The organism is Methylobacterium sp. Leaf91, assembly GCF_001422815.1.
Taxonomy (GTDB): domain Bacteria; phylum Pseudomonadota; class Alphaproteobacteria; order Rhizobiales; family Beijerinckiaceae; genus Methylobacterium.
On record NZ_LMMP01000001.1, the window covers coordinates 334,840 to 356,140 of the forward strand.

Consider the following 21,301-nt stretch of genomic DNA (forward strand, 5'->3'; position numbering starts at 1 on the left):
ATCACGCCGACCGGCACGGTATAGGGCATGGGTCTCTCGCGACTCGGGGAACCACATGTCAGAACCAGAAGCTTACGAGATTTCCTGCGCCATCGTCGAGGCGATGCGGTCCCTGATCTCACTGGGACTGAGCCAGGGCACCGCCGGAAACGTCTCCGTACGCTATCGCGACGGCTTTCTCATGACGCCCTCCGGCATCCCGGCCGACGACTTGCGGCCGGAGGACATCGTGCCGATGACCATGGCGGGCGGTCATGACCATGCCCTCGCCCCTTCTTCCGAATGGCGCTTTCATCGCGATATCCTGCAGCGGCGACCCGAGATCGGCGCCGTCGTGCATGCCCACCCGACCTATTGCACCGCCTTTGCCATGTGCGGACAAGAGATTCCCGCCGTCCATTACATGATCGCGGCGGCGGGCGGCCCGACTATACGCTGCGCACCCTACGCGCCCTACGGTACGGAAGAGCTCTCTGTCGCGGCCGTCGCGGCCCTGGAGGATCGCCTTGGTTGCCTGCTGGCCAACCATGGCATGATCGCCATCGGCAGCAACGTCACGAAAGCGTTGTGGCTGGCGGTAGAGATGGAAGCACTATGCCGACAATATGCAGCCGCGCTGCAGGTGGGCAAACCAATCATACTGTCGGATGCCGAGATCGCCCGAACCGTCAGGCGGTTCGAAAGCTATGGGCCGCGAAGCCGGGACGTAGCGCCGTGAGAACATCCGACTCTGTCGGACGGAACGGGGTGCGATGATTACGTAGAACCGACTGCATCGCCCCTCATCTACGGCTTGAACGGTCTTTCGGCAGCAGATTCCCAGAAAAACTTTTCTTCTCCTGCGCAACGGAAGGCTGTTTCGGCAGCCGATTCGACGGACGCTTAGACATTCTTACAAAGCGTGTAGTTTATTTCGGAAGTCTACATTCAAAGTTGCGAAACTGACCTAAAATAGCTCAGACCTGGGCAGCAAGGTTCCAATTCAACAATTAAATTGCCGCTTCTATGGTCGCCTGCAATTTTTTTCAGAGCTGAGGGGATAAAAAAAATCCTCTCCCTCCCGGTAACATCAGCCAATTCTGCGGTGCTTGAAGCTCCCCCAACAGACCCGAAGCTTCATTCCAGTTTTCATTAAGGATGTGGTCTTGCCATAGCCTCTTGCGCTTTGTTAATGGCTGCCCTACGAACTGCCTAGTCAACTCATGTTGATGACAAGACCCTTCCGCCCGCATCGATCGGTGCCTTGGGCCGGTCTAAAACTGTCCTACTTCCGGGGGTGAGCGTGGAACTCGAGAACGACGTTGTAACGGATTACATTGAGCTTACCGCCGACATCGTCTCGGCATTCGTGAGCAACAATTCCGTACCTGTTTCGGATATCGCAGCGCTGATCGCATCGATCCATGCGACCCTGAGCAACCTGACGGCGGCCGCTTCGCCGGAGAAATTCGAGCCGTTGACGCCGGCCGTATCCATCAAGCGTTCGATCACGCCGGACTTCATCATCTGTCTCGAAGACGGCAAGAAGTTCAAATCGCTGAAGCGTCACCTTCGGACCCGCTATTCCATGACGCCTGACGAGTATCGGGCGAAATGGAGCCTTCCGAGCGACTATCCGATGGTTGCCCCGAACTACGCAGCCGCACGGTCGGAACTGGCGAAGAACATGGGTCTGGGCCAGCAGCGCCGGAAGACCCGCGTAAAGCCCCCCGCCGCCGAAGCCCCGACCTCTCCCGCACCGCGCGGCCGTCGCCCCCGCGCGGCTCTGGCCTCCTAAAGCCTCTCTGCCGAAGCGGATGCCGCTTTGGCTAGAAAGAGCGTGACACAACGAAGGCCTGGAGCTGAAGCAGGATGAGACGACGCGGACAATCGCCTCGTCTAAAGCATGCACGGTCGGACGAACACGGAGAACTGCATTCGATTTGACGCAGTCATGTCGGATGCAGCTCTACGCGTTTTTGATCTACCGTTTCAGGCTTGCGAACGCTTCATCGAGCTTCGTCGCGGAATCAGAGGCTCTCTCGCTTGAGAAGGCGAGTGGTACCCCGCTCTCTCACGAGCGGACGAAGGTGTGCCGCATCGATGGGGCCGCCGTGAGCGGATTACTCGTCCGGACGCCAAACGGATGTGCTCGGCGCGGTCGGGGCCGGCACACGGCCCAATGGCATCCTCATCCACAAGAAAACTACACAGATATCATCGGTCGCGATCACGGAGCGACCGAGCATATCTCCGATGGAACGCGTGCGCTTTCCTGTCCCGAGACTCTTTGGGGCCAATCTGCATGCAAAATAATAAATAATCCCCCAGTTCTAACGGCAACATCATCCACCTTGTGCGTTTCCTTCTCAAATACGCTTCAACGTGAATGAATTTGAACCAATCCAGGGGAATGAATCCAATCATTTTTGCCTGATGTCGATTGACGACATCCGATTTCGTCTCGCGCCGCACGGCACTATCGGAGCAGGCGGTTTTTCTGGAGCGAGCCGGCGTTAGGCCCGTCGCAAGACCCTCCCGGCATTCTGCGAAAGAAGGCGCGGCCGATGCGGGCGCGTTGGCAGCGGGAAAGGGTGCGCATGTCCGGTCGATCGAGCCTTGTCGCGCGCCTGTTCTGGACCACCCTCCTGGGTGGGGGCCTTGCCTTCTGGTTCGGACTCCCCGCCCTGGCGGCGACCGGCCTCTGTCTCTGCCTGATCCTGCTGCATCGCCTCGACAGGCCCCGGCGCTTCAGGCGGACGGTGCGCCGGCTCGCGCGCGCCCATGCCGAGACCCTCGCCCTCCGCCGCCGCCAGGAATGTTTCGAGGATGCCTACGGCAACCGGATCGACGATGGCTGGCTGCGCGAGCGGGATTACTTCGCCGAGCGGTCGATCCTGCCGCATCTCGACGCCAAGGGCTTCACCGATCTCGCCGATACCCGCTGGCCGATCGTCCTCGACATCATCGACGACGTTGCCCTGTCCGTCGCTCTGCCGGACGAGGACGAGGCCCCGGAAGACGGCATCGCCTACGAGCGTTTCTGCGCCGAGGCGCTGCGCGAGGCGGGATGGTCGGCGCGCCCGACGAAGGCCAGCGGCGACCAGGGGGCCGACGTGGTCGCCGAGCGCTCAGGCATCCGCCTCGTCCTCCAGTGCAAGCGCTACACCAAGCCCGTGGGCAACGCGGCGGTGCAGGAGGCCTCGGCGGCAGCGCGCTATTGGCAGGCGGATATGGCGGCCGTCGTCTCCAATGCCGGCTTCACCCCCGCCGCGCGCAGGCTGTCGGGCGCCACCGGCGTTCTCCTCCTCCATCATGATGCCCTGCGCACGCTCGCGCCCATCCGCAGATCCCGGCGGCTCGACGCCGAGCCGGCCTGACGCACAAGTCTCACCCCTCTGCGCTACGATATTCCTACATGTCGCGGGCACCACGGGTCCCCTCTCCAGGAAAGAGAGGGCCATCGCATATGGTACCACGCCGTCATTCCGGGTCGCCAGAGGCGAGCCCGGACCCGGAGGGCCGCGCCAGAGGCGTGCAATCCAGATCCGCCGACGGTGCAAAGTCCTGCACCACCTATGCTTCTGGATCCCGGGCTCCGCTGCGCGGCCCCGGGATGACGGGGGGCTGCGATTCGATTCTCAACGAGCAAATCGGCATATGCGATAGCCCTGCCTTTCAGGAGAGGGAGTTCCGCTGCGCCTCATGTCGAAGCCGCCTGTATAAAGGGAACAGCCGTCTAGCGGATGGGTGAATCCACGATCCCCTCCGCGAGAGGCAGCCAGGCCCGCCCGTCGCGGGCGAGCAGAGCATCCGCCCCCGCCGGTCCATCGCTGCCCGCCGCATAGGTCTCCACCGGGGCATCCCTCCAGGCCTGGATGAGGGGGTCGACGGCGGCCCAGCCCGCTTCGATGGCGTCGGCCCGCTGGAACAGGGTCGGGTCGCCGATCATGCAATCGTAGATCAGGGTCTCGTAGCCGACGCTCGGCGCTTCGGTGAAGAAATCGCCGAACCGCACGGAGGAGGTGACCGCGCCGAGATGCATGTCCGGCCCCGGCCGCTTGGTGTTCCACCGGGTGCTCAAGCCCTGGTCCGGGTCGATATGCACGCGCATGACGTTCGGTGCGAGATCGGTGCCGGCGAACAGGCCATGACTTGGCGGCTTGAAATGCACGGCGATCTCGGTGAGGCGCCCGGCCAGACGCTTGCCCGTGCGCAGGTAGAACGGCACGCCGGACCAGCGTGGGTTATCGATGGAGAGCTTCAGGGCCGCGTAGGTCTCGGTGCGGGAATCGGCTGAGACATCGGCCTCCTCGCGGTAGCCCCGCACGGCATGACCGTGCTCTTCGCCGGGCGCATACTGGCCGCGCACCGCCTGATCCGGCGTCACCGGCCGCACGGCTTCCTCGATCCGCGCCTTCTCGTTGCGGATCTCCTCAGCATCGAAACTGGCGGGCGGCTCCATCGCCACCATGGACAGAAGCTGGAAGAGGTGGTTCGGCACCATGTCGCGCAGCGCGCCGGTCGGCTCGTAGAAGCCGCCGCGCTGCTCGACGCCGATGGTCTCGGCGGCGGTGATCTGCACATGGTCGATGTGGTGGGCGTTCCAGATCGGCTCCAGCATGGCATTGGCGAAGCGCAGCGCCAGGATGCTCTGCACCGTCTCCTTGCCGAGGAAGTGATCGATGCGGAACACCTGACTCTCGTCGGCCTGGTTCAGGATGCGGGCGTTGAGGGCGCGCGCCGAGGCGAGATCGGTGCCGAAGGGCTTCTCGATCACCACGCGCCGGAAGGCGCCCTCCCCCTCCTTCAGCAGGCCCGCGGCACCGAGATGGTCCACCACCGGGCCGAAGAAGCGCGCGGACACGGCCAAGTAGAAGATCGCGTTGCCGCCGATGTCCTGGGCGAGCCGCCGATAGGTCTCCGCCGCCTCGAAATCCCCTTTCGTGAAGGTCAGGCGCTCCCGGATGAAGCCCCAATGGGCGGGATCGATGGAGTCCGGGTGGAATTCGGAGGTTCGGTCCTGGGTGAAGGACTGCATCGTCTGCGAGAGGTCGTCGCGCCAACCCTCGCTCGTCCGGTCGTTATGGTCGATACCGACGATCTTCAGCCCCTCGGAGAGCAGCCCGCCGGCGGCGAGATTGTAGAGGGCCGGCATCAGCAGGCGCTTCGTCAGGTCGCCGGCCGCCCCGAAGATCACCAGGGTGCAGGGCGGGGCGGTCTCGACCTCGGAACTGGCGAGCTTCTGCTTGCCGTCGCTCGCTGGGACGTCGGATCGGCTCATGGGACGGATACTCCGGGATGGATCGGCGACGCGGGTCAAACCGGATTTGCGCCGTGCCGTTCCGATCCATGGTGCATAGCAGCGATCACGCTGCCGTGGTGGCGGAACATGGCCCGCGCCCGGCGGCCGACATCGGACGCATCGCTTGCATCGAAAACGCCGGACCGATCGAAGCCTCCGTTAAGGGCTTGCGACCCCATAGAGAGGCCGAACGCCCGCCATGCCTGGCGGGACGCTCGCCGCGACGAAGCCGGATGCGAGGACCGATCGACCCATGGCCACCTTCAGGACCTCCACCGGGACCGTCGCGGTCGAGACCTGGGGATACGAACTGCAAGGACGCGATGGCGCGCCCCTCGACCGGGACCTGCTCGCCTCGGCGACCCATGACCTCCTCGTCATCGATTCCTCCCGCGACGGCACCAACGCCCTCCGGTTCTCGGCCGATGACATCACGCGCATGAAGGACGGGATGGGCGGACGTTCCGTGGTCGTCTCGTACATCTCCATCGGCGAGGCGTCCGACTTTCGCGATTACTGGCAGCCCGGCTGGACAGAGACGGGACTCGCGGAGGGCGGCCTCGGCGCGCGGGCGCCCGATTGGCTCGGGCCGCTCAATCCCGACTGGCCGGAATCGCGCAAGGTGCGCTTCTGGGACGAGGAGTAGCAGGACATCCTCTTCAACGACGCGCGGACGGGCGATGTCGACGCCATCGTCGCGGCGGGTTTCGACGCCGCCTATCTCGACATCGTCGACGGCTATTATTTCTGGGGCACGGAAGTCGCCGCCAAGGACCGGCAGGTTGGCGACCCCGTCTCGGTGAAGCAGGCCGCGCAGCGCATGGTCGATTTCGTCGTCGCGCTCACGGAACATGCCCGCGAGACCAACCCCGACTTCTTCGTCATCCCGCAGAACGGCGCCTGGATCCTCAACGATCTCGGCAACGACACCGCGCGCAGGGAAGCCTATCTCGACGTCATCGGCGGGATCGCGGTGGAAGACCTCTATTATCGCGGCGCCCGCGACGAGAACAATCCGCTCAGGCCCGATGCCGAGACGATCGAGATCCTGAAGCAGGATTTCCTCGGCAACGGAAAGCCGGTCTTCTCCGTCGATTACGTCAATGGTGCCGCGCGCGTGGCGGAGTTCGATGCCCTGGCCCTCGCCGACGGCTTCATCCCCTTCGCCGCGCCGACGCGCGGCCTCGACCGACTGGTCGGCACCCATGACGGCGACCCGGCCTACATCCTGCCGACGGGCAAGGCCGACATCCTGCGGGGCAGCGTCCTCGCCGACCGGATCGACGGGCTCGCCGGCAACGACAGGATCGACGGGAGGGCGGGCGCGGACCGACTCCTCGGCGGGGCGGGAAACGACACGCTGTTCGGGGGCGACGGCAACGACACGCTTTTCGGTGGCGCCGGGAAGGATCGCCTGAAGGGCGGGGCGGGCGACGACGTCTTCGTGTTCGCCACCGCCCTCGATGCCCGGAGGAACGTCGGCCGGATCACCGACTTTTCGCGGGCCGACGACACCGTCAAGCTGGACGACGACGTCTTCCTCGGGCTCGCCACCGGGCGGCTCGCCAAGGGCGCCTTCGCCATCGGCACCCGAGCCTCGGATGCGGATGACCGCATCCTCTACGACACGGCGACGGGCGATCTCTTCTTCGACCGGGACGGTTCGGGGGCGACCTACAAACCCGTCCTGTTCGCGCATCTCACCAAGGAGACGGCCCTCGCCGCCTCCGATTTCCTCATCATCGGCTGATCCGCGCGGCGCCGCGCACCGTCACCGCCCGTGCAATCCCTCGCCATCCGCCCGCAGCGGACGGCTCACTCGTCCGTGCGGACGGCTCACTCGTCCGTGCGGACGGCTTGGCCCCGGTCGATCGGCAGGCGGTCGCCCTTGAGTTCGTCGGGTGTCGGAAGGCTGCGCACGTCCCAGCCGCCGCCCAGCGCCCGGATGAGGCTCACCGCCGTGGTGAAGCGGTTGAGCCGCACCTGCAGGGCGGTCACTTCGTTGTTCAGTTCCAACGCCTGGGCGGTGATGACGGTGGTGAAGTTCTGGGTACCCGCCCGGTATTCGTTGAGGGTGATCTCCACGGCGCGGCGGGCGGAGGCTACGGCCTCCTCCTGCGCCGCCTGCTGCCGGGCGAGGATGCGCACCCCGGCCAAGCCGTTCTCCACCTCGGCGAAGGCGGTGAGCACGGTCTGGCGGTAGGTCGCCACCGTGGCGTCGTAGGCGGCTCTCGCGATCTGCACGGCGGCGGTGCGGGCGCCGCCATCGAGCAAGGTTTCGCTGCCGGCCGCGGCCACCGACCAGACCTGGTTGGCCGCCGAGAAGACGCCGTTGCTGGTCAGCCCCGAGACGCCGCCCGAGCCCGAGAGGACCAGGGTCGGGTAGAAGGCCGCCACGGCGACGCCGATCTGCTCGCTCTGGGACTGGACGCTGCGCTCGGCCTGCGCGATGTCCGGGCGCCGCTCCAGCAGGGCGGAGGGGATGCCCACCGGAACCGCGGGCGGCGTCTTCGGCAGGCTCCCCTTCGGCAGGGACAATTCGGAGGGCGGCCGCCCGATCAGCGTCGCGATGGCGTGTTCGAAGGTCGCGCGCTGCAGGCCCACCGCGATGGCCTGGGCCTGGGTCGATTGCACCTGCGTCTGCGCCGTGATCACGTCGGAACGGGCCGCCACGCCGGCATTGTACTGGTTCTCGGTGATGGCGAGGCTCTTCTTGTAGGCCTCCACCGTCTCGTTCAGCAGGCGCTGCAGGGAATCCTGGTAGCGCAGGCTGAAATAGTTGGTGGCGACCTCGGACTGGATCGCCAGGCGCACCGCCGCCAGATCCGCCGCGCTCGCCTGGGCATTGGCGACCTCGCTCTCGATGTTGCGCCGGATGCGGCCGAACAGGTCGAGCTCCCACGAGGCCTGGGCCTGGAGCGAGACCGAGGTGCGCTCGGTGCCGAGCGTCCGCGAGCGCGTGATCGTCGGCGCGCCGATGACCGTGGGGTAGAGCGCCGAGCGCGCCTGGGCGACGAGGCCGCGCGCCTGGTCGTGGGAGGCCAGGGAGACGCGCAGGTTCTGGTTGTCCACGTCGACGAGGCGGATCAGCCGGTCGAGGGCGGGGTCGCGGAACACGCGCCACCAATCGCCGCGCTCGGCCCCGTCATTGGGCTGCACCGCGCGCCACCCCTTCCGCGTGGCGACATGGGCCACACTGTCCTCACGCATTCCGCCCTGCTTGAACGCCAGCGGCGTCTCCACGGAGGGGCGGGAGTAATCGGGCCCGACCATGCAGCCGGAGAGGGTTGCGGCGAGGGCGAGGACGGGCAGGCACCAACGCCCCTTCCCTCCCCCCTTTGCGGGGGAGGGTGGCCCTCGCGTGAGCGAGGGTCGGGAGAGGGGAGCGCCCTGACCGGAGAGGTCGGCCCCTCTCCCGCCTGCTCCGCAGGCACCCTCCCCCGCACCAAGTCGGGTCTGCCCGACTTGGCCAGCCAAAGACGGATCTCGGGCAAGCCCGAGGTCCGTGGGGGGAGGGTTGCTACGCGCGGGTCGCATCGTCCGGTCACGCCCGCTCATTCGGCCGGGCTCACCGAAACGCCGGGCGTCGGCTTCCGCCGGCGGAGGCGGTCGAGATAGAGGTAGACGACGGGTGTGGTGTAGAGGGTCAGGAGCTGGCTCACGATCAGGCCGCCGGCGATGGCGATGCCCAGGGGGCGGCGCATCTCCGACCCCTCGCCCCCGGCGAGGATGAGAGGCAGGGCGCCGAGCAGGGCCGCCAGCGTTGTCATCATGATCGGCCGGAAGCGCAAGAGGCAGGCCTCGAAGATCGCATCCTTCGGTGTGGCTCCGCGCGTGCGCTCGGCATCGAGCGCCACGTCGATCATCATGATCGCGTTCTTCTTGACGATCCCGATGAGCAGGAACACCGCGATCAGCGCGATGATGGTGAATTCCGTGCCGGAGACGAGGAGCGCCAGCAGCGCGCCGATGCCGGCCGAGGGCAGCGTCGAGAGGATCGTCACCGGATGGACGAAGCTCTCATAGAGGATCCCCAGGATGGTGTAGACGGCCAGCAGCGCGGCCAGGATCAGCAGCGGCTGGCGCGAGGACGAGGCCTGGAAGGTCTTGGCGGCGCCCGCGAACTCGCCGTGGATCGTCGCCGGCAGGCGTAAGGCCGCCTCGGCCTCCTCGATGGCGGCGGTGGCGTCCGAGAGGCTCTTGCCCGGCGCCAGGTTGAACGAGAGCGTGGTCGCGACGAACAGGCCCTGGTGGCTCACCTGCACGGGCGCGTTCGCGGTCTCGACCCGGGCGAAGGCCGAGAGCGGGATCATCGTCTCCTTGGCGCTCGAGACCGGGGCGCTGGACGAGGCCCCCGCCCCGCCCGCGATGGCGTTGGAGGCGGCGTTGCGGGCGGAATCGGCGGCGATGGTGGAGGCCGTCGTCCCCGTCGTCGCGGCCCCCGCCACCGTCCCGGCCACCGCGTTGGTGATGGCCGAGCCGCGCGCCTTGCCGCCGGAGGTCGAGACGAAGACGGTCTTCAGGGTCTCAGGGCTCTGCAGGTAGCGCGGCGCGATCTCCATCACGACGTGGTACTGGTTGAGCGGATTGTAGATCGTCGAGACCTGCCGCTGGCCGAAGGCGTCGTAGAGCGTGTTGTCGATCTTGTCGGGCGTGATGCCGTAGCGATAGGCCGTGGCCCGGTCGATGACGAGGCGGCTTTCCAGCCCGCCCTCCTGCTGGTCGGAGGTGACATCGGCGAAGACCGGATTCTTCTGCAGCGCCTCCACGAGCCGGGGCGCCGCCGCATAGAGCTCGTCGGCCGTGTCACCCTGGAGGGTGTACTGGTACTGCGCGAAGCTCTGGCGCCCGCCCATGCGGAGGTCCTGGCGCGGGAACAGGAACAGCCGGGCGCCCGCCACCTGCGCCAGCTTGGGGCGCAGCCGGGTCATCACCTCGGTGATCGAGGCGCGCTCGCCCCGCGGCTTGAGGCCGACGAAGACATTGGCCGAGTTGGTGGCGCGCCCGCCGGTGAAGCCGACGACGCTGTCCACCGCCGGGTCGGCCTGCACGATGGCGGTCGCCTGTTCCAGCTTCTGCTTCATCGCCTGGAACGAGATGCGCTGGTCGGCCTGGATGCCGCCCATCATCTGACCCGTATCCTGCTCGGGGAAGAATCCCTTGGGGACGATGATGTAGAGATAGACGTTGAGCCCGATCGTCGCGAACAGCGTGAGCAGCACCAGGCGGCGATGAGCGAGGGCGATCCGCAGGGTCCGCTCATAAGCGCGCAGCGTTCCCTCGAAGGCGCCTTCCAGCCCCCGGATCAGGAGGTTGGGGCGGCGCGGCGCCTCTCCCTCCGGCACGCTTTCACGCTTGAGCAGGAGCGCGCACATCATCGGCGTGGTGGTGAGCGAGAGGACCAGCGAGATCAGGATCGCCAGGGACAGGGTGACGGCGAATTCCTCGAACAGCCGCCCGACGATGCCGCCCATCAGCAGGATCGGGATGAACACCGCGATCAACGACAGGGTCATGGAGATGACGGTGAAGCCGACCTCCTTCGACCCGGTGAGGGCGGCCTCCACCCTCGGCTTGCCGAGCTCGATATGGCGCTGGATGTTCTCCAGGACGACGATGGCGTCGTCCACCACGAAGCCCGTCGCGATGATGAGGGCCATCAGCGACAGGATGTCGAGGCTGTAATCCAGCAGGTACATGGCCGAGAAGGTGCCGATGATCGAGATCGGCACGGCCACGGCCGGGATCAGGGTCGCCCGGCCGGAGCGCAGGAAGGCGAAGACCACGCCGATGACGAGGACGACCGCGATGATCAGGGTCTCCTCGGTCTCGGCGAGGGAGGCACGGATCGTGGCGCTGCGGTCGCCCGTGACGGTGAGGTCGATGTCTCCCGGCAGCGCTGCCTGGACCTGCGGCAGCGCCGCCTTCACCGCCTTGATGGTGTCGACCACGTTGGAGCCGGGCTGCTTGTAGATGAACAGGATCACGCCCGGCCGGCCGTTCACGAGGCCGAGATTACGCTTGTCCTCCACCGAATCCTCGACCTTGCCCACATCGGTGAGACGCACGCCCGCCCCGTTGCGGTAGGCCACGACGATGTCACGGTAATCCGCCGCCACCCGGCCCTGGTCGTTGGCGTAGAGCTGGTAATGGCGGGTGTCGGTCTCGATTGCGCCTTTCGGGGAATTGGCGTTGGCCGAGGCGATCGCGGCGCGCACCCCTTCGAGCCCGATCCCGTAATTGTAGAGGGCGGTGGGATCGAGTTCGACCCGCACCGCCGGGAGCGACGAGCCGCCGATATCGACATTCCCCACCCCGGGGAGCTGGGACATCTTCTGCTGCACCACCGTGGCGGCGGAATCGTAGAGCTGGCCCGGCGACAGGGTGTTCGAGGTCAGGCCGAGGATCAGGATCGGCGCATCGGCTGGGTTGAACTTGCGATAGGTCGGGTTCGAGCGCAGGGCGGTGGGCAGGTCGGCCCGCGCGGCGTTGATCGCCGCCTGCACGTCGCGGGCGGCCCCGTCGATGTCGCGGTTGAGATTGAACATCAGGACGATCCGCACCGTCCCGACGGAACTGGTGGAGGTCATCTCGCCCACATCGGCGATGATGCCGAGCCGCCGCTCCAAGGGGGCCGCCACCGTCGTCGCCATGGTCTCGGGCGAGGCCCCGGCCATCTGCGCCTGGACCAGGATGACGGGGAAATCCACCTGCGGCAGCGGCGCCACCGGCAGCTTGAAGAACGCAAAGATCCCCGCCAGCAGTACCCCGATGGTGAGCAGCGTCGTGGCGACCGGACGGCGGATGAACGGTTCGGAGACGTTCATGGGCGGGGAGCCGGGCGCATACTCCCTCCCCCCTCTGCGGGGGAGGGTGGCCCGGCCGTCAGGCCGGGTCGGGAGAGGGGAGCGACGCGGCCGGACGCGGCGCGAGCCAGCCGCGCCTCGACGGTCGCGCCGACCGTGTCGAGGACCGAGGCGAGATCGCTCAGGACACGGTCATTCGGGAAGCGCAGAATCTCGAATCCCTGCTCCCGCAGCCAGACATCGCGCGCGGCGTCGCGATCACTGCGTTCGGCCTCGTCATGCGGGGCTCCGTCGAGTTCGACGATCAGTCGGGCGGAGGCGCAGAGGAAATCGGCGATGTAGGGCGGCAGGGGAACCTGGCGTCTGAATTTGAGCCCACGGAAGCGGCTACCGCGCACCTGCTGCCAGAACGCATCCTCGGCAAGGGTACGGAGCCGACGTTGCTCGCGAGCGAACGCACGCAGATGTGGAGTGGGTCTGACGAGGGTCCGCCCATCGTCGCTCTGCGCGTCCGATCCGGAAACCGGGTTCCCCTCTCCCGACCCCCTTCGGGGGCCACCCTCCCCCGCAGAGGGGGGAGGGAGAGTGACGGCAAGGTCCCGGATCACGGCGTCACCCCCGCCGCCTTCGCGCCGCCGCCGCGCTTGAACCGGCGCTCCAGCCGGTCGAAGGCGAGGTAGATCACCGGGGTGGTGAACAGGGTCAGCACCTGGGAAACGATGAGGCCGCCGGCGATGACGATGCCGAGCGGCTGGCGCAGTTCGGAACCGACGCCGGTGCCGAGAATGAGCGGCACCGCCGCGAACAGGGCGGCCAGCGTCGTCATCAGGATCGGGCGGAAACGCAGCAGGCAGGCCTCGTAGATCGCGTCGCGCGGGGCCATGCCCTCCTCGCGCTCGGCCTGGAGCGCGAAGTCGATCATCATGATCGCGTTCTTCTTCACGATGCCGATGAGCAGCACGATGCCGATGACGCCGATGATGTCCAGCGGCATGCCGAAGAGCATCAGCCCGACCAGGGCGCCGATCCCCGCCGAGGGCAGGGTCGAGAGGATCGTGATCGGATGGACGAAGCTCTCGTAGAGCACGCCGAGGACGATATAGACGGTGACGATGGCGGCGATCACCAGGAAGAGCTGGTTCGAGAGCGCCGACTGGAAAGCAAAGACCGAGCCCTGCGGCACCACGCGGAAGCTCGGCGGCAGGTCGATCTCCTTCCGCGCCGCCTCGATCGTCTGCACCGCATCGCCCAGCGCCGCGCCTTCGGCGAGGTTGAACGAGACGGTGGTGGCCGGGAACTGTCCGAGATGGCTGATGAGAAGCGGCGCCCGGCGCTCGCTGATCCGCGCCACCGCCGAAAGCGGCACCTGGCCCGAGGCCGCCGTGGAGGAGGGCAGGAAGATGCCGTTGAGGCTGTCGAGAGTCTTGTGCAGGTCCGGGTCGGCCTCGAGGATCACCCGGTACTGGTTCGACTGGGTGAAGATCGTCGAGACGATGCGCTGGCCGAAGGCGTCGTAGAGCGCGTTGTCCACGGTGGCGGGGGTGATGCCGTAGCGGCCCGCGGTGGGCCGGTCGATGGTGATGTAGGCCGCCAACCCGTTGCCCTGGAGGTCGCTCGCCACGTCCGACAGCAGCGGCGAGCGCTGCAGCGCCTGGACGAAGCGCGGCACCCAGGTCTCGAATTCCGAGAGGTTCGGGTTCTCCAGGATCACCTGGTACTGCGTCGCGCTCACCGCCGTATCGATGGTGAGGTCCTGCACCGGCTGCATGTAGAGCCGGATTCCCGCGACCCCGCGCGTCGCCTCGGTGAGGCGGCGGATGATGGCGCTTGCTTCGGTGGCGCGGCCCTCATGCGGCTTCAGGTTGATGAGGAACCGTCCGGAATTCAGCGTCACGTTCTGCCCGTCGACGCCGATGAAGGAGGACAGGCTCGCCACATCGGGGTCCTGCAGGACGATCCGGGCGAGTTGCTGCTGGCGGTCGGCCATCTCGGCATAGGAGACGGTCTGGTCGGCCTGGGTCACGCCCTGGATGACGCCGGTATCCTGGACCGGGAAGAACCCCTTGGGGATGACCACGAACAGGTAGGCGGTGAGCGCGATGGTGCCGAGGGTGACCACCAGGGTCAGGCCCTGGTGGTTGAGCACGATGCGCAGCATCCGCCCGTAGCCGGAGATTACCCCGTCCATGGCCCTACGGCCGGCCCGCGCGATGAATCCCTCGCGGCGCTCCGCCTCCGGGGCGTGCTTGAGCAGGCGGGCACACAGCATCGGCACGAGAGTGAGCGAGACCACCGCCGAGATCACGATGGTGGCGGCGAGCGTGATGGCAAATTCGTGGAACAGGCGCCCCACCACGTCGCCCATGAACAGGAGCGGGATCAGCACCGCGATGAGCGAGACCGTGAGCGAAATGATGGTGAAGCCGATCTCGCGGCTGCCCTTCAGGGCCGCCTCCATCGGCGAATCGCCCTCCTCCACGTGGCGGGCGATGTTCTCGATGACCACGATGGCGTCGTCGACGACGAAGCCGGTGGCGATGGTCAGCGCCATCAGGGACAGGTTGTCGAGGGAGAACCCGTAGAGGTCCATGATCGAGAGCGCGCCGATGAGCGAGAGCGGCACCGACAGGCTCGGGATCAGGGTCGCGGACAGGCTGCGCAGGAAGAGGAAGATCACCAGCACCACGAGGCCGATGGCGAGCGCCAGTTCCACCTGCACGTCGTGGACCGAGGCGCGGATGGTGGTGGTGCGGTCGGTGAGCGGCGTCACCGTGATCGCGGCGGGCAGCGTCCCCTGCAGCTGGGGCAGCAGCGCCTTGATCTTGTCGACGGTGGCGATGACGTTGGCGCCGGGCTGGCGCTGGATGTTGAGGATGACGGCGGGCGTCTCGTCCATCCAGGCGCCGAGCTTGGTGTTCTCCGGGCCGTTGACCACGTCGGCGACGTCCGAGAGCCGCACCGCCGAGCCGTTCTTGTAGGCGATGATCGCCTGCTCGTAGGCCTTCGGATCGCGGATCTGGTCGTTGGCGTTGATGGCGTAGGACTGGGTCGGCCCGTCGATCGTACCCTTCGGCGTGTTGACGTTGAGGTTGGTGATGGTGGTGCGAAGGTCGTCGATGTTGAGGCCGTAGGCGGCCAGCGCCCGAGAGTTGAAGCGCACGCGCACCGCCGGCCGCTGACCGCCGCCCATGCTGACCAGGCCGACGCCGGAGACCTGGCTGATCTTCTGGGCGAGCCGCGTCTCGGCGAGATCGCGCACCTCGGTGAGCGGCATCGTCGTCGAGGTCAGGGCCAGGGTCAGGATCGGCGCGTCGGCCGGGTTGACCTTGGCGTAGATGGGTGGCGCCGGCAGGTCGGAGGGCAGCAGGTTGCCCGCCGCATTGATCGCCGCCTGGACCTGCTGCTCCGCGATGTCGAGGCCGAGATCCAGGCTGAACTGGAGCGTGATCACCGACGCGCCCGCCGAACTCTGCGAGGTCATCTGGTTGAGGTTGGCGAGCTGGCCGAACTGTCGCTCGAGCGGCGCCGTCACCGCCGAGGTCATCACCTCGGGGCTGGCGCCGGGATAGAAGGTCTGCACCTGGATCGTCGGGTACTCCACCGACGGCAGGGCCGAGACCGGCAGGTTCAGGTACGACACCATGCCGACCAGCAGGATCGCCAGCATGAACAGCGTGGTGGCGACGGGACGCAGGATGAAGATGCGGGACGGGTTCATGGGGCGAGCCCTTCCCCCACCGGGTCTCGGACTTGCCCGACCGTCGGCGTGAAGCGCCACGCGCTCCCTCTCCTGGAAGGAGAGGGTTGGGGTGAGGTGTAGTCGATCTCCGGAAAGGTCACACACCTCACCCTGTCCCTCTCCTTCCAGGAGAGGGAACCCGCGCTACCCGTGCGATCCGCCCAAGCCTTCGCCAGGAAACGGATCACTGTGACATCCGGTGCGGCCATGGATGCGGCGAACAGCGCGCCATTCATAGGCAACAAGGCGCTCATTGCGCCGCCGGCCGCTCTCTGCGGCGCTCGCGCTTCTGCGGCGGGTTTTCGGGAGGCGTCCCGGCGGCGGGGGTCGATGTCGTGGCCGGGGCGTCGGTTGCAGGTGCGGCTTGGCCAGGTGCGGCTTGGCCGGGCGCCGCAGGTTCGCCGGGTGCCGCCGGCTGGCCCTTGCCGCCCTCGGTGACGCGGACCTTGGCGCCGTCGCGCAGGCGGTCGGTCCCATCGACCACAACCCGGTCGCCGACCGCCACCCCCTTGGTAACGGCACTGCGCGTGCCATCGGCCTCGCCGACGGTGATCGGCCGGACCACGACCTTGTCGTCGCTGTCGAGCAGGTAGACATAGGCGCCGGGCGTGCCGCGCAGGATCGCGGCGGTGGGGACGATGGGCGTGTCCCGCACCGTATCCACGGTGAGCTTGGCGTTCACGAACTGGTTCGGGAACAGGCTCTCGTCCTTGTTGTCGAACAGCGCGCGCAACTTCACCGTGCCGGTGGTGGTGTCGATCTGGTTGTCCACCGTGTCGAGGGTGCCGGTGGCGAGCACGTTGGCATCGCCCCGGTCATAGGCGGTCACCGTGAGCTTCGCCCCCGAGCGCAGGCGGCGCATGACGCGCGCCACGTCGTCCTCGGGCAGGGTGAACACCACCGAGATCGGGTGCAGCTGCGTCACCACCACGATGTTGGTGGAGGCGGCGGTGACGTAATTGCCCTGGTCGATCTGGCGCAGGCCGACGCGGCCCTCGACGGGCGAGACGATGCGCGTATAGGCGATGTTGAGCTTCTGCTGGTCGACCTGGGCCTGATCGATGGCGACCGTGCCCTCGTTCTGCTTCACCAGGGCCGCTTGCGTGTCCACGTTCTGCTTCGAGATCGAATCCTGCAGGCTGAGGCGCTGGAAACGGGCGAGGTCGAGCTTCGAATTCTGCAGCAGGGCCTGATCGCGGGCGAGCTGGCCCTGGTACTGGGCGAGTTGCGCCTCGTAGATGCGCGGATCGATCTGGGCGAGGAAATCGCCCTTCTTCACGGTCTGCCCCTCGCGGAAGCCGATCTCCGTGAGATAGCCGCTGATCTGCGACTGGATCGTCACGGTGGCGAGCGGCGTCACCGTGCCGAGGCCCGACAGCACCACCGGGATCTCGCCGGTGGAGACCGTGGCGACCCCGACCGCCTGTGGCATGTCGCCCGGACGTCCACGGGCGCCCTTGCCGCGGGCGGGCGCGCCGTCGGCCGTGCTCTCCGTCTTGGGAGCGAGCTTGGGCGCGAGATAGAATCTGTAGCCGGCCGCTCCCGCCCCGGCGAGGAGGAGGAGCAGGATCAACCATGTTCCCACACGGCTTCGCCGGCGCGTCGGCGCCGGGGTGTCCGGTCTGAATTCCCGGGCCGTTTCGGTCCGGATGGGCGATTGTTCGTTCATGCCTCGACAATCCAGCCGATCGCTCCCGAACGGCACCGCGCAGTCTGGACGAAATGGCGACGTGAGTCCCGAGGGAACAGGGGGCGCGACCACCGCGCAGCGGGGCGCCGATCCGGGACAGTGCCGGGAGCCGCGCTGGGTTGCCGGTGGGTCTTACCCGTCGATCGATCGCTCAGCATCGCGGCCGGGCATGCCGGATTATTGCGACGCCAGTGCGGCGCGGAAGTTTCCGGGTTGTTTCCGACGTTCCGGCGGCGGATCGGCGGAAGCCTTCAGGGGAGTGGCTTCGACGGGTAGGCCTCGACCACCGCGTGGTAGGCCGCGTCCGGCGGCGTCACCGGCATGGCGAGGCGCAATCCCGCTCCCGCCAAAGCGATGAGGAAGGCAAGGGCGCAGCAGGCGCGGGTACTCAACGCGGTCGTCCTCGTGATCCGATACGAGGTCGCTAACCCGGAGGACCATCGAAGCACAAGCGGAACGCGGAAAAAGCCGCCGCCCCGAGCCGGAGCGACGACTTCAATCCTTGGGGGGATCGGCTTCTTGGGAAGGACCGGAGCGGTACGTCGCCCAACCGAAACGAGGGGGCGGTGTTCCTGTTGAGCGGCGACCGCTCCGGCCATGGCCAGAACCTACGTTACGCCTGATGAATGTCAACAATCGTCAGGCGCGGTCCGGGATTACGGGCGGAGGGGCGTGCGATCGCGCACGTTCCCAAAGGCACGATTTCCGGCCCGAAACGCCCATGCTACCGAGGGGGCGGACGACGTCAGCTTCAGTTTTTCGCCCACGAGCGTTTCCCGGATGAACCCTGTTTTCGCCGACCTCCCCAATACCGTGTTCGACGTGATGTCGGTGCTGGCGCGCGAGCTCGGGGCGATCAATCTCGGACAGGGTTTCCCGGACGATCCCGGGCCGGCGGATGTGCGCGAGAAGGCCGCCGATGCCCTGCGCGACGGCTACAACCAATACCCGCCGATGATGGGTTTGCCGGTGCTTCGCCGCGCCATCGCCGCCCATTACGAGCGCCATCAGGCCCTCGCTCTCGATCCCGACACCGAGGTGATGGTGACGTCGGGCGCCACCGAGGCCCTGGCCGCGAGCCTGCTCGCCCTGGTCTCGCCCGGCGACGAGGTCGTGCTGTTCGAGCCGATGTACGACGCCTACCTGCCGATCATCCGGCAGGCCGGCGGCATCCCGCGCTTCGTCACCCTGCGGCCCCCGCATTTCCGCCTCGACGAAGGGGCGCTGGAGCAGGCCTTCTCGGAGCGCACCCGCGTCGTCGTTCTCAACAACCCGCTCAACCCGACCGCGACGATGTTCGGGGAACAGGATCTCGCGTTGCTGGCGAGGTTCTGCGAGCGATTCGACGTGACCGCCATCTGCGACGAGGTGTGGGAGCACGTGACCTTCGATGGACGGCCCCATCGCCCGCTGATCGGGTTCGACGGCATGCGGGACCGAACCGTGAAGATCGGCTCGGCCGGCAAGATCTTCAGCCTGACCGGCTGGAAGGTCGGGTTCGTCATGGCGGCACCGGCTCTGCTCAAGGTGGTCTCGAAGGCGCACCAGTTCCTCACCTTCACCACGCCGCCGAACCTGCAGGAGGCGGTGGCGTACGGGCTTTCCAAGGACGAGGCCTATTTCATCGAGATGCGCGCCCGGTTCGCCCGCTCGCGCGACCGGCTGAGCGCCGGACTCACCGGCCTCGGCTTCTCCGTGTTGCCGTCCCAGGCGACCTACTTCCTCACTGTCGATATCGCCGAGTTGGGGCCGCGCCTCGGCTGCGCGGACGACGTCGCCTTCTGCCAGCATCTCGTGCGGGAGCACGGGGTGGCGGCGATTCCCATCAGCGCCTTCTATGCGCAGGGGGCCGTGCGCAACCTCGTCAGGCTGTGTTTCGCCAAGCAGGATGCGACCCTCGACGCGGCCCTGGAGCGGCTCTCCGGCCTGATGCGGAGCACCTTTTGATGAAGCGGCACGGCCGTGTGGGCCCGGTGCTTGCAGCTTGCCCCGGGCAGGGCCACATCCTGCATCATGACCACGACGCGCATCCCCCGGAGCCCCGCCATGGCCTTCAACGACGCCGTCTTCGCCACTCGCGAATTGCCCAACGGCGCCTTCGGCCGGCGCGATGGGACCGCCACACGCTTCCGCGCCGAGCCCGACAGCCGGGAGGCCGCGCTGCTGCGGCTGGAGCAGTTCGCCCACATCATGGACTCGGCGTTCGTGATCCCCGGCATCAACCGGCGGGTTGGGCTGGACGCCGTCGTCGGCCTCGTTCCGATCATCGGCGATGCGGCGGGCATGCTGCTCGCCTCCTACATCGTCTACGAGGCACGCCGCCTCGGCGCGCCGAAATGGCTGCTCGCCCGCATGGCCATGAACGTGGCCTTCGACGGGGTGATCGGTGCCGTCCCACTGGCCGGCGACATCTTCGATGCCGCGTTCAAGGCCAATCGTCGCAACGTGCGCCTGCTGCGCCGCCACCTCGAGAAGACCGGCGGCCTGCGCCCCAACGAGATCGAGGGAACGGCCGTCCGTCTCGACGGCTGACGCACAATCCAATAGGGGCGGTCTCATGAACGAGATCGCCCGCCCCGCGGAAGCCGTCCCCGTCCCCGCCCCGCCTCCCCTCGCGCCGGTGGTGCGGGGGCTGTCGCCGCTGAACCGGCGGCGGCTCTCGAATTTCCGGCGCAACCGGCTCGGCTTCTGGTCCTTCGTGGTCTTCGTCGGCCTGTTCGGCTTGAGCCTGTTCGCCGAGTCCATCGCCAACGACCGGCCCCTGGTGGTCTCGTACAAGGGCGAGATCCTGTTTCCCGTCCTGATCGACTACCCGGACGAGAAGTTCGGCGGTTTCTACGCGCGGCCGAACTACCGATCGGCGGAGACGCGGAAAGAGATCGCCGATCACGGCTGGGCGGTCTGGCCGCCGATCCCCTATTCCTACGACACGATCATCGATGGGCTGCCGACCCCCTCGCCCTCGCCGCCCACCTGGATGCTCACGGACGAGCAATGCCAGGCGGCGGCCAAGCAGAATGGCGCGGCGACCACGGGCCGGGAGGGGTGCGAGGGCCTGGAGATGCACTGGCTCGGCACCGACAACACCACCCGCGACGTGCTGGCCCGCGTGATCTACGGCTTTCGCATCTCGGTGCTGTTCGGGCTGATCCTGGCCCTGGTCTCCTCGGTGATCGGCGTCATCGCCGGCGCGGTGCAGGGCTATTTCGGCGGCTGGGTCGATCTGTCCCTGCAACGCTTCATCGAGGTCTGGAGCGGCATCCCGACCCTCTACCTCATCATCATCATCTCGGCCTTCATCGCGCCGGGCTTCTTCGTGCTGCTGGGCATCCTGCTGCTGTTCTCCTGGGTGGCCCTGGTCGGCGTGGTGCGGGCCGAGTTCCTGCGGGCGCGCAACTTCGAATATGTCCGCGCCGCCCGCGCGCTCGGCCTCTCCAACATCCGCATCATGAGCCGGCATCTCCTGCCCAACGCCATGGTGGCGACGCTGACCTTCATGCCGTTCATCCTCAACGGCTCGATCGGCACGCTGACCTCCCTCGACTTCCTCGGCTTCGGCCTGCCTCCCGGCTCGGCCTCCCTCGGTGAGTTGCTGGCGCAGGGCAAGGACAACATCCAGGCCCCCTGGCTCGGGCTGACTGGGTTCTTCGTGGTGGCGGTGATGCTGAGCCTGCTCATCTTCGCCGGCGAAGCCGTGCGTGACGCTTTCGACCCCCGCAAGACGTTCAAGTAACAACCGCGTTCAAGTAACAACCACGTCCCAGTAAAAACCGCCTGTCGCG

15 protein-coding genes are annotated in these 21,301 nt (G+C 67.2%); 8 read left to right on the forward strand and 7 right to left on the reverse strand.

All coding sequences use genetic code 11. The annotated features are described in order from the left end of the window. The first annotated feature begins 55 nt into the window (after positions 1 to 55). From ASF32_RS01490 to ASF32_RS01500, 3 genes are all read left to right on the forward strand, one after another. The gene (locus ASF32_RS01490) at positions 56 to 718 is read left to right on the forward strand and encodes a class II aldolase/adducin family protein (protein ID WP_056422585.1); all 663 of its coding nucleotides are present in this window, start codon (positions 56 to 58) and stop codon (positions 716 to 718) included. A gap of 564 nt (positions 719 to 1,282) precedes the next feature. Next, the gene (locus tag ASF32_RS01495) at positions 1,283 to 1,777 is read left to right on the forward strand and encodes a MucR family transcriptional regulator (protein WP_056422588.1); all 495 of its coding nucleotides are present in this window, start codon (positions 1,283 to 1,285) and stop codon (positions 1,775 to 1,777) included. A gap of 802 nt (positions 1,778 to 2,579) precedes the next feature. Further along, complete coding sequence (locus ASF32_RS01500; RefSeq protein ID WP_056422591.1) at positions 2,580 to 3,359, forward strand: restriction endonuclease; 780 nt, start codon at positions 2,580 to 2,582, stop codon at positions 3,357 to 3,359. Between the two features lie 359 nt (positions 3,360 to 3,718). On the opposite strand, the gene zwf is transcribed toward ASF32_RS01500, so the two are convergent. Then, on the reverse strand, positions 3,719 to 5,263 hold the full coding sequence (gene zwf, locus ASF32_RS01505; protein ID WP_082470602.1) for a glucose-6-phosphate dehydrogenase: 1,545 nt from the start codon (positions 5,261 to 5,263) through the stop codon (positions 3,719 to 3,721). Positions 5,264 to 5,537: 274 nt separating this feature from the next. Between zwf and ASF32_RS01510 the strand changes: the two genes are divergently transcribed. Next, positions 5,538 to 5,930 carry a hypothetical protein gene (locus ASF32_RS01510; protein WP_156467631.1) on the forward strand — a complete coding sequence of 131 codons (393 nt, stop codon included), beginning with the start codon at positions 5,538 to 5,540 and terminating at the stop codon, positions 5,928 to 5,930. Positions 5,931 to 5,975: 45 nt separating this feature from the next. Further along, on the forward strand, positions 5,976 to 7,034 hold the full coding sequence (locus tag ASF32_RS26780) for an endo alpha-1,4 polygalactosaminidase (RefSeq protein ID WP_280136529.1): 1,059 nt from the start codon (positions 5,976 to 5,978) through the stop codon (positions 7,032 to 7,034). Between the two features lie 86 nt (positions 7,035 to 7,120). On the opposite strand, the gene ASF32_RS01520 is transcribed toward ASF32_RS26780, so the two are convergent. The 6 genes from ASF32_RS01520 to ASF32_RS25830 form a co-directional block, all read right to left on the reverse strand. After that, a complete protein-coding gene (locus tag ASF32_RS01520; protein ID WP_082490351.1) occupies positions 7,121 to 8,596 on the reverse strand; it encodes an efflux transporter outer membrane subunit in 1,476 nt (491 codons plus the stop codon). 242 nt (positions 8,597 to 8,838) lie between these two features. Further along, positions 8,839 to 12,111, reverse strand: coding sequence for an efflux RND transporter permease subunit (locus ASF32_RS01525; protein WP_056422603.1), 3,273 nt, complete (start codon positions 12,109 to 12,111; stop codon positions 8,839 to 8,841). Continuing rightward, a complete protein-coding gene (locus ASF32_RS01530; protein WP_082470632.1) occupies positions 12,108 to 12,554 on the reverse strand; it encodes a DUF559 domain-containing protein in 447 nt (148 codons plus the stop codon). The genes ASF32_RS01525 and ASF32_RS01530 overlap by 4 nt, the downstream gene beginning before the upstream one ends. 140 nt (positions 12,555 to 12,694) lie before the next feature. Further along, positions 12,695 to 15,808, reverse strand: a complete 3,114-nt coding sequence (locus tag ASF32_RS01535; protein WP_056422609.1) for an MdtB/MuxB family multidrug efflux RND transporter permease subunit — start codon at positions 15,806 to 15,808, stop codon at positions 12,695 to 12,697. Between the two features lie 271 nt (positions 15,809 to 16,079). Continuing rightward, positions 16,080 to 17,498: an MdtA/MuxA family multidrug efflux RND transporter periplasmic adaptor subunit gene (locus ASF32_RS01545; RefSeq protein ID WP_056422616.1), complete on the reverse strand. Its 1,419-nt coding sequence runs from the start codon at positions 17,496 to 17,498 to the stop codon at positions 16,080 to 16,082. Between the two features lie 272 nt (positions 17,499 to 17,770). Then, on the reverse strand, positions 17,771 to 17,911 hold the full coding sequence (locus ASF32_RS25830) for a hypothetical protein (protein ID WP_200919012.1): 141 nt from the start codon (positions 17,909 to 17,911) through the stop codon (positions 17,771 to 17,773). A gap of 388 nt (positions 17,912 to 18,299) precedes the next feature. On the opposite strand from ASF32_RS25830, the gene ASF32_RS01550 reads away from it, so the two are divergent. The 3 genes from ASF32_RS01550 (at position 18,300) to ASF32_RS01560 (ending at position 21,252) form a co-directional block, all read left to right on the forward strand. Then, positions 18,300 to 19,466: an aminotransferase gene (locus ASF32_RS01550; protein WP_056422619.1), complete on the forward strand. Its 1,167-nt coding sequence runs from the start codon at positions 18,300 to 18,302 to the stop codon at positions 19,464 to 19,466. Positions 19,467 to 19,565: 99 nt separating this feature from the next. Further along, positions 19,566 to 20,051: a DUF4112 domain-containing protein gene (locus tag ASF32_RS01555; RefSeq protein ID WP_056422622.1), complete on the forward strand. Its 486-nt coding sequence runs from the start codon at positions 19,566 to 19,568 to the stop codon at positions 20,049 to 20,051. Between the two features lie 25 nt (positions 20,052 to 20,076). After that, positions 20,077 to 21,252, forward strand: a complete 1,176-nt coding sequence (locus ASF32_RS01560; RefSeq protein WP_056422625.1) for an ABC transporter permease — start codon at positions 20,077 to 20,079, stop codon at positions 21,250 to 21,252. Positions 21,253 to 21,301 lie beyond the last annotated feature (49 nt).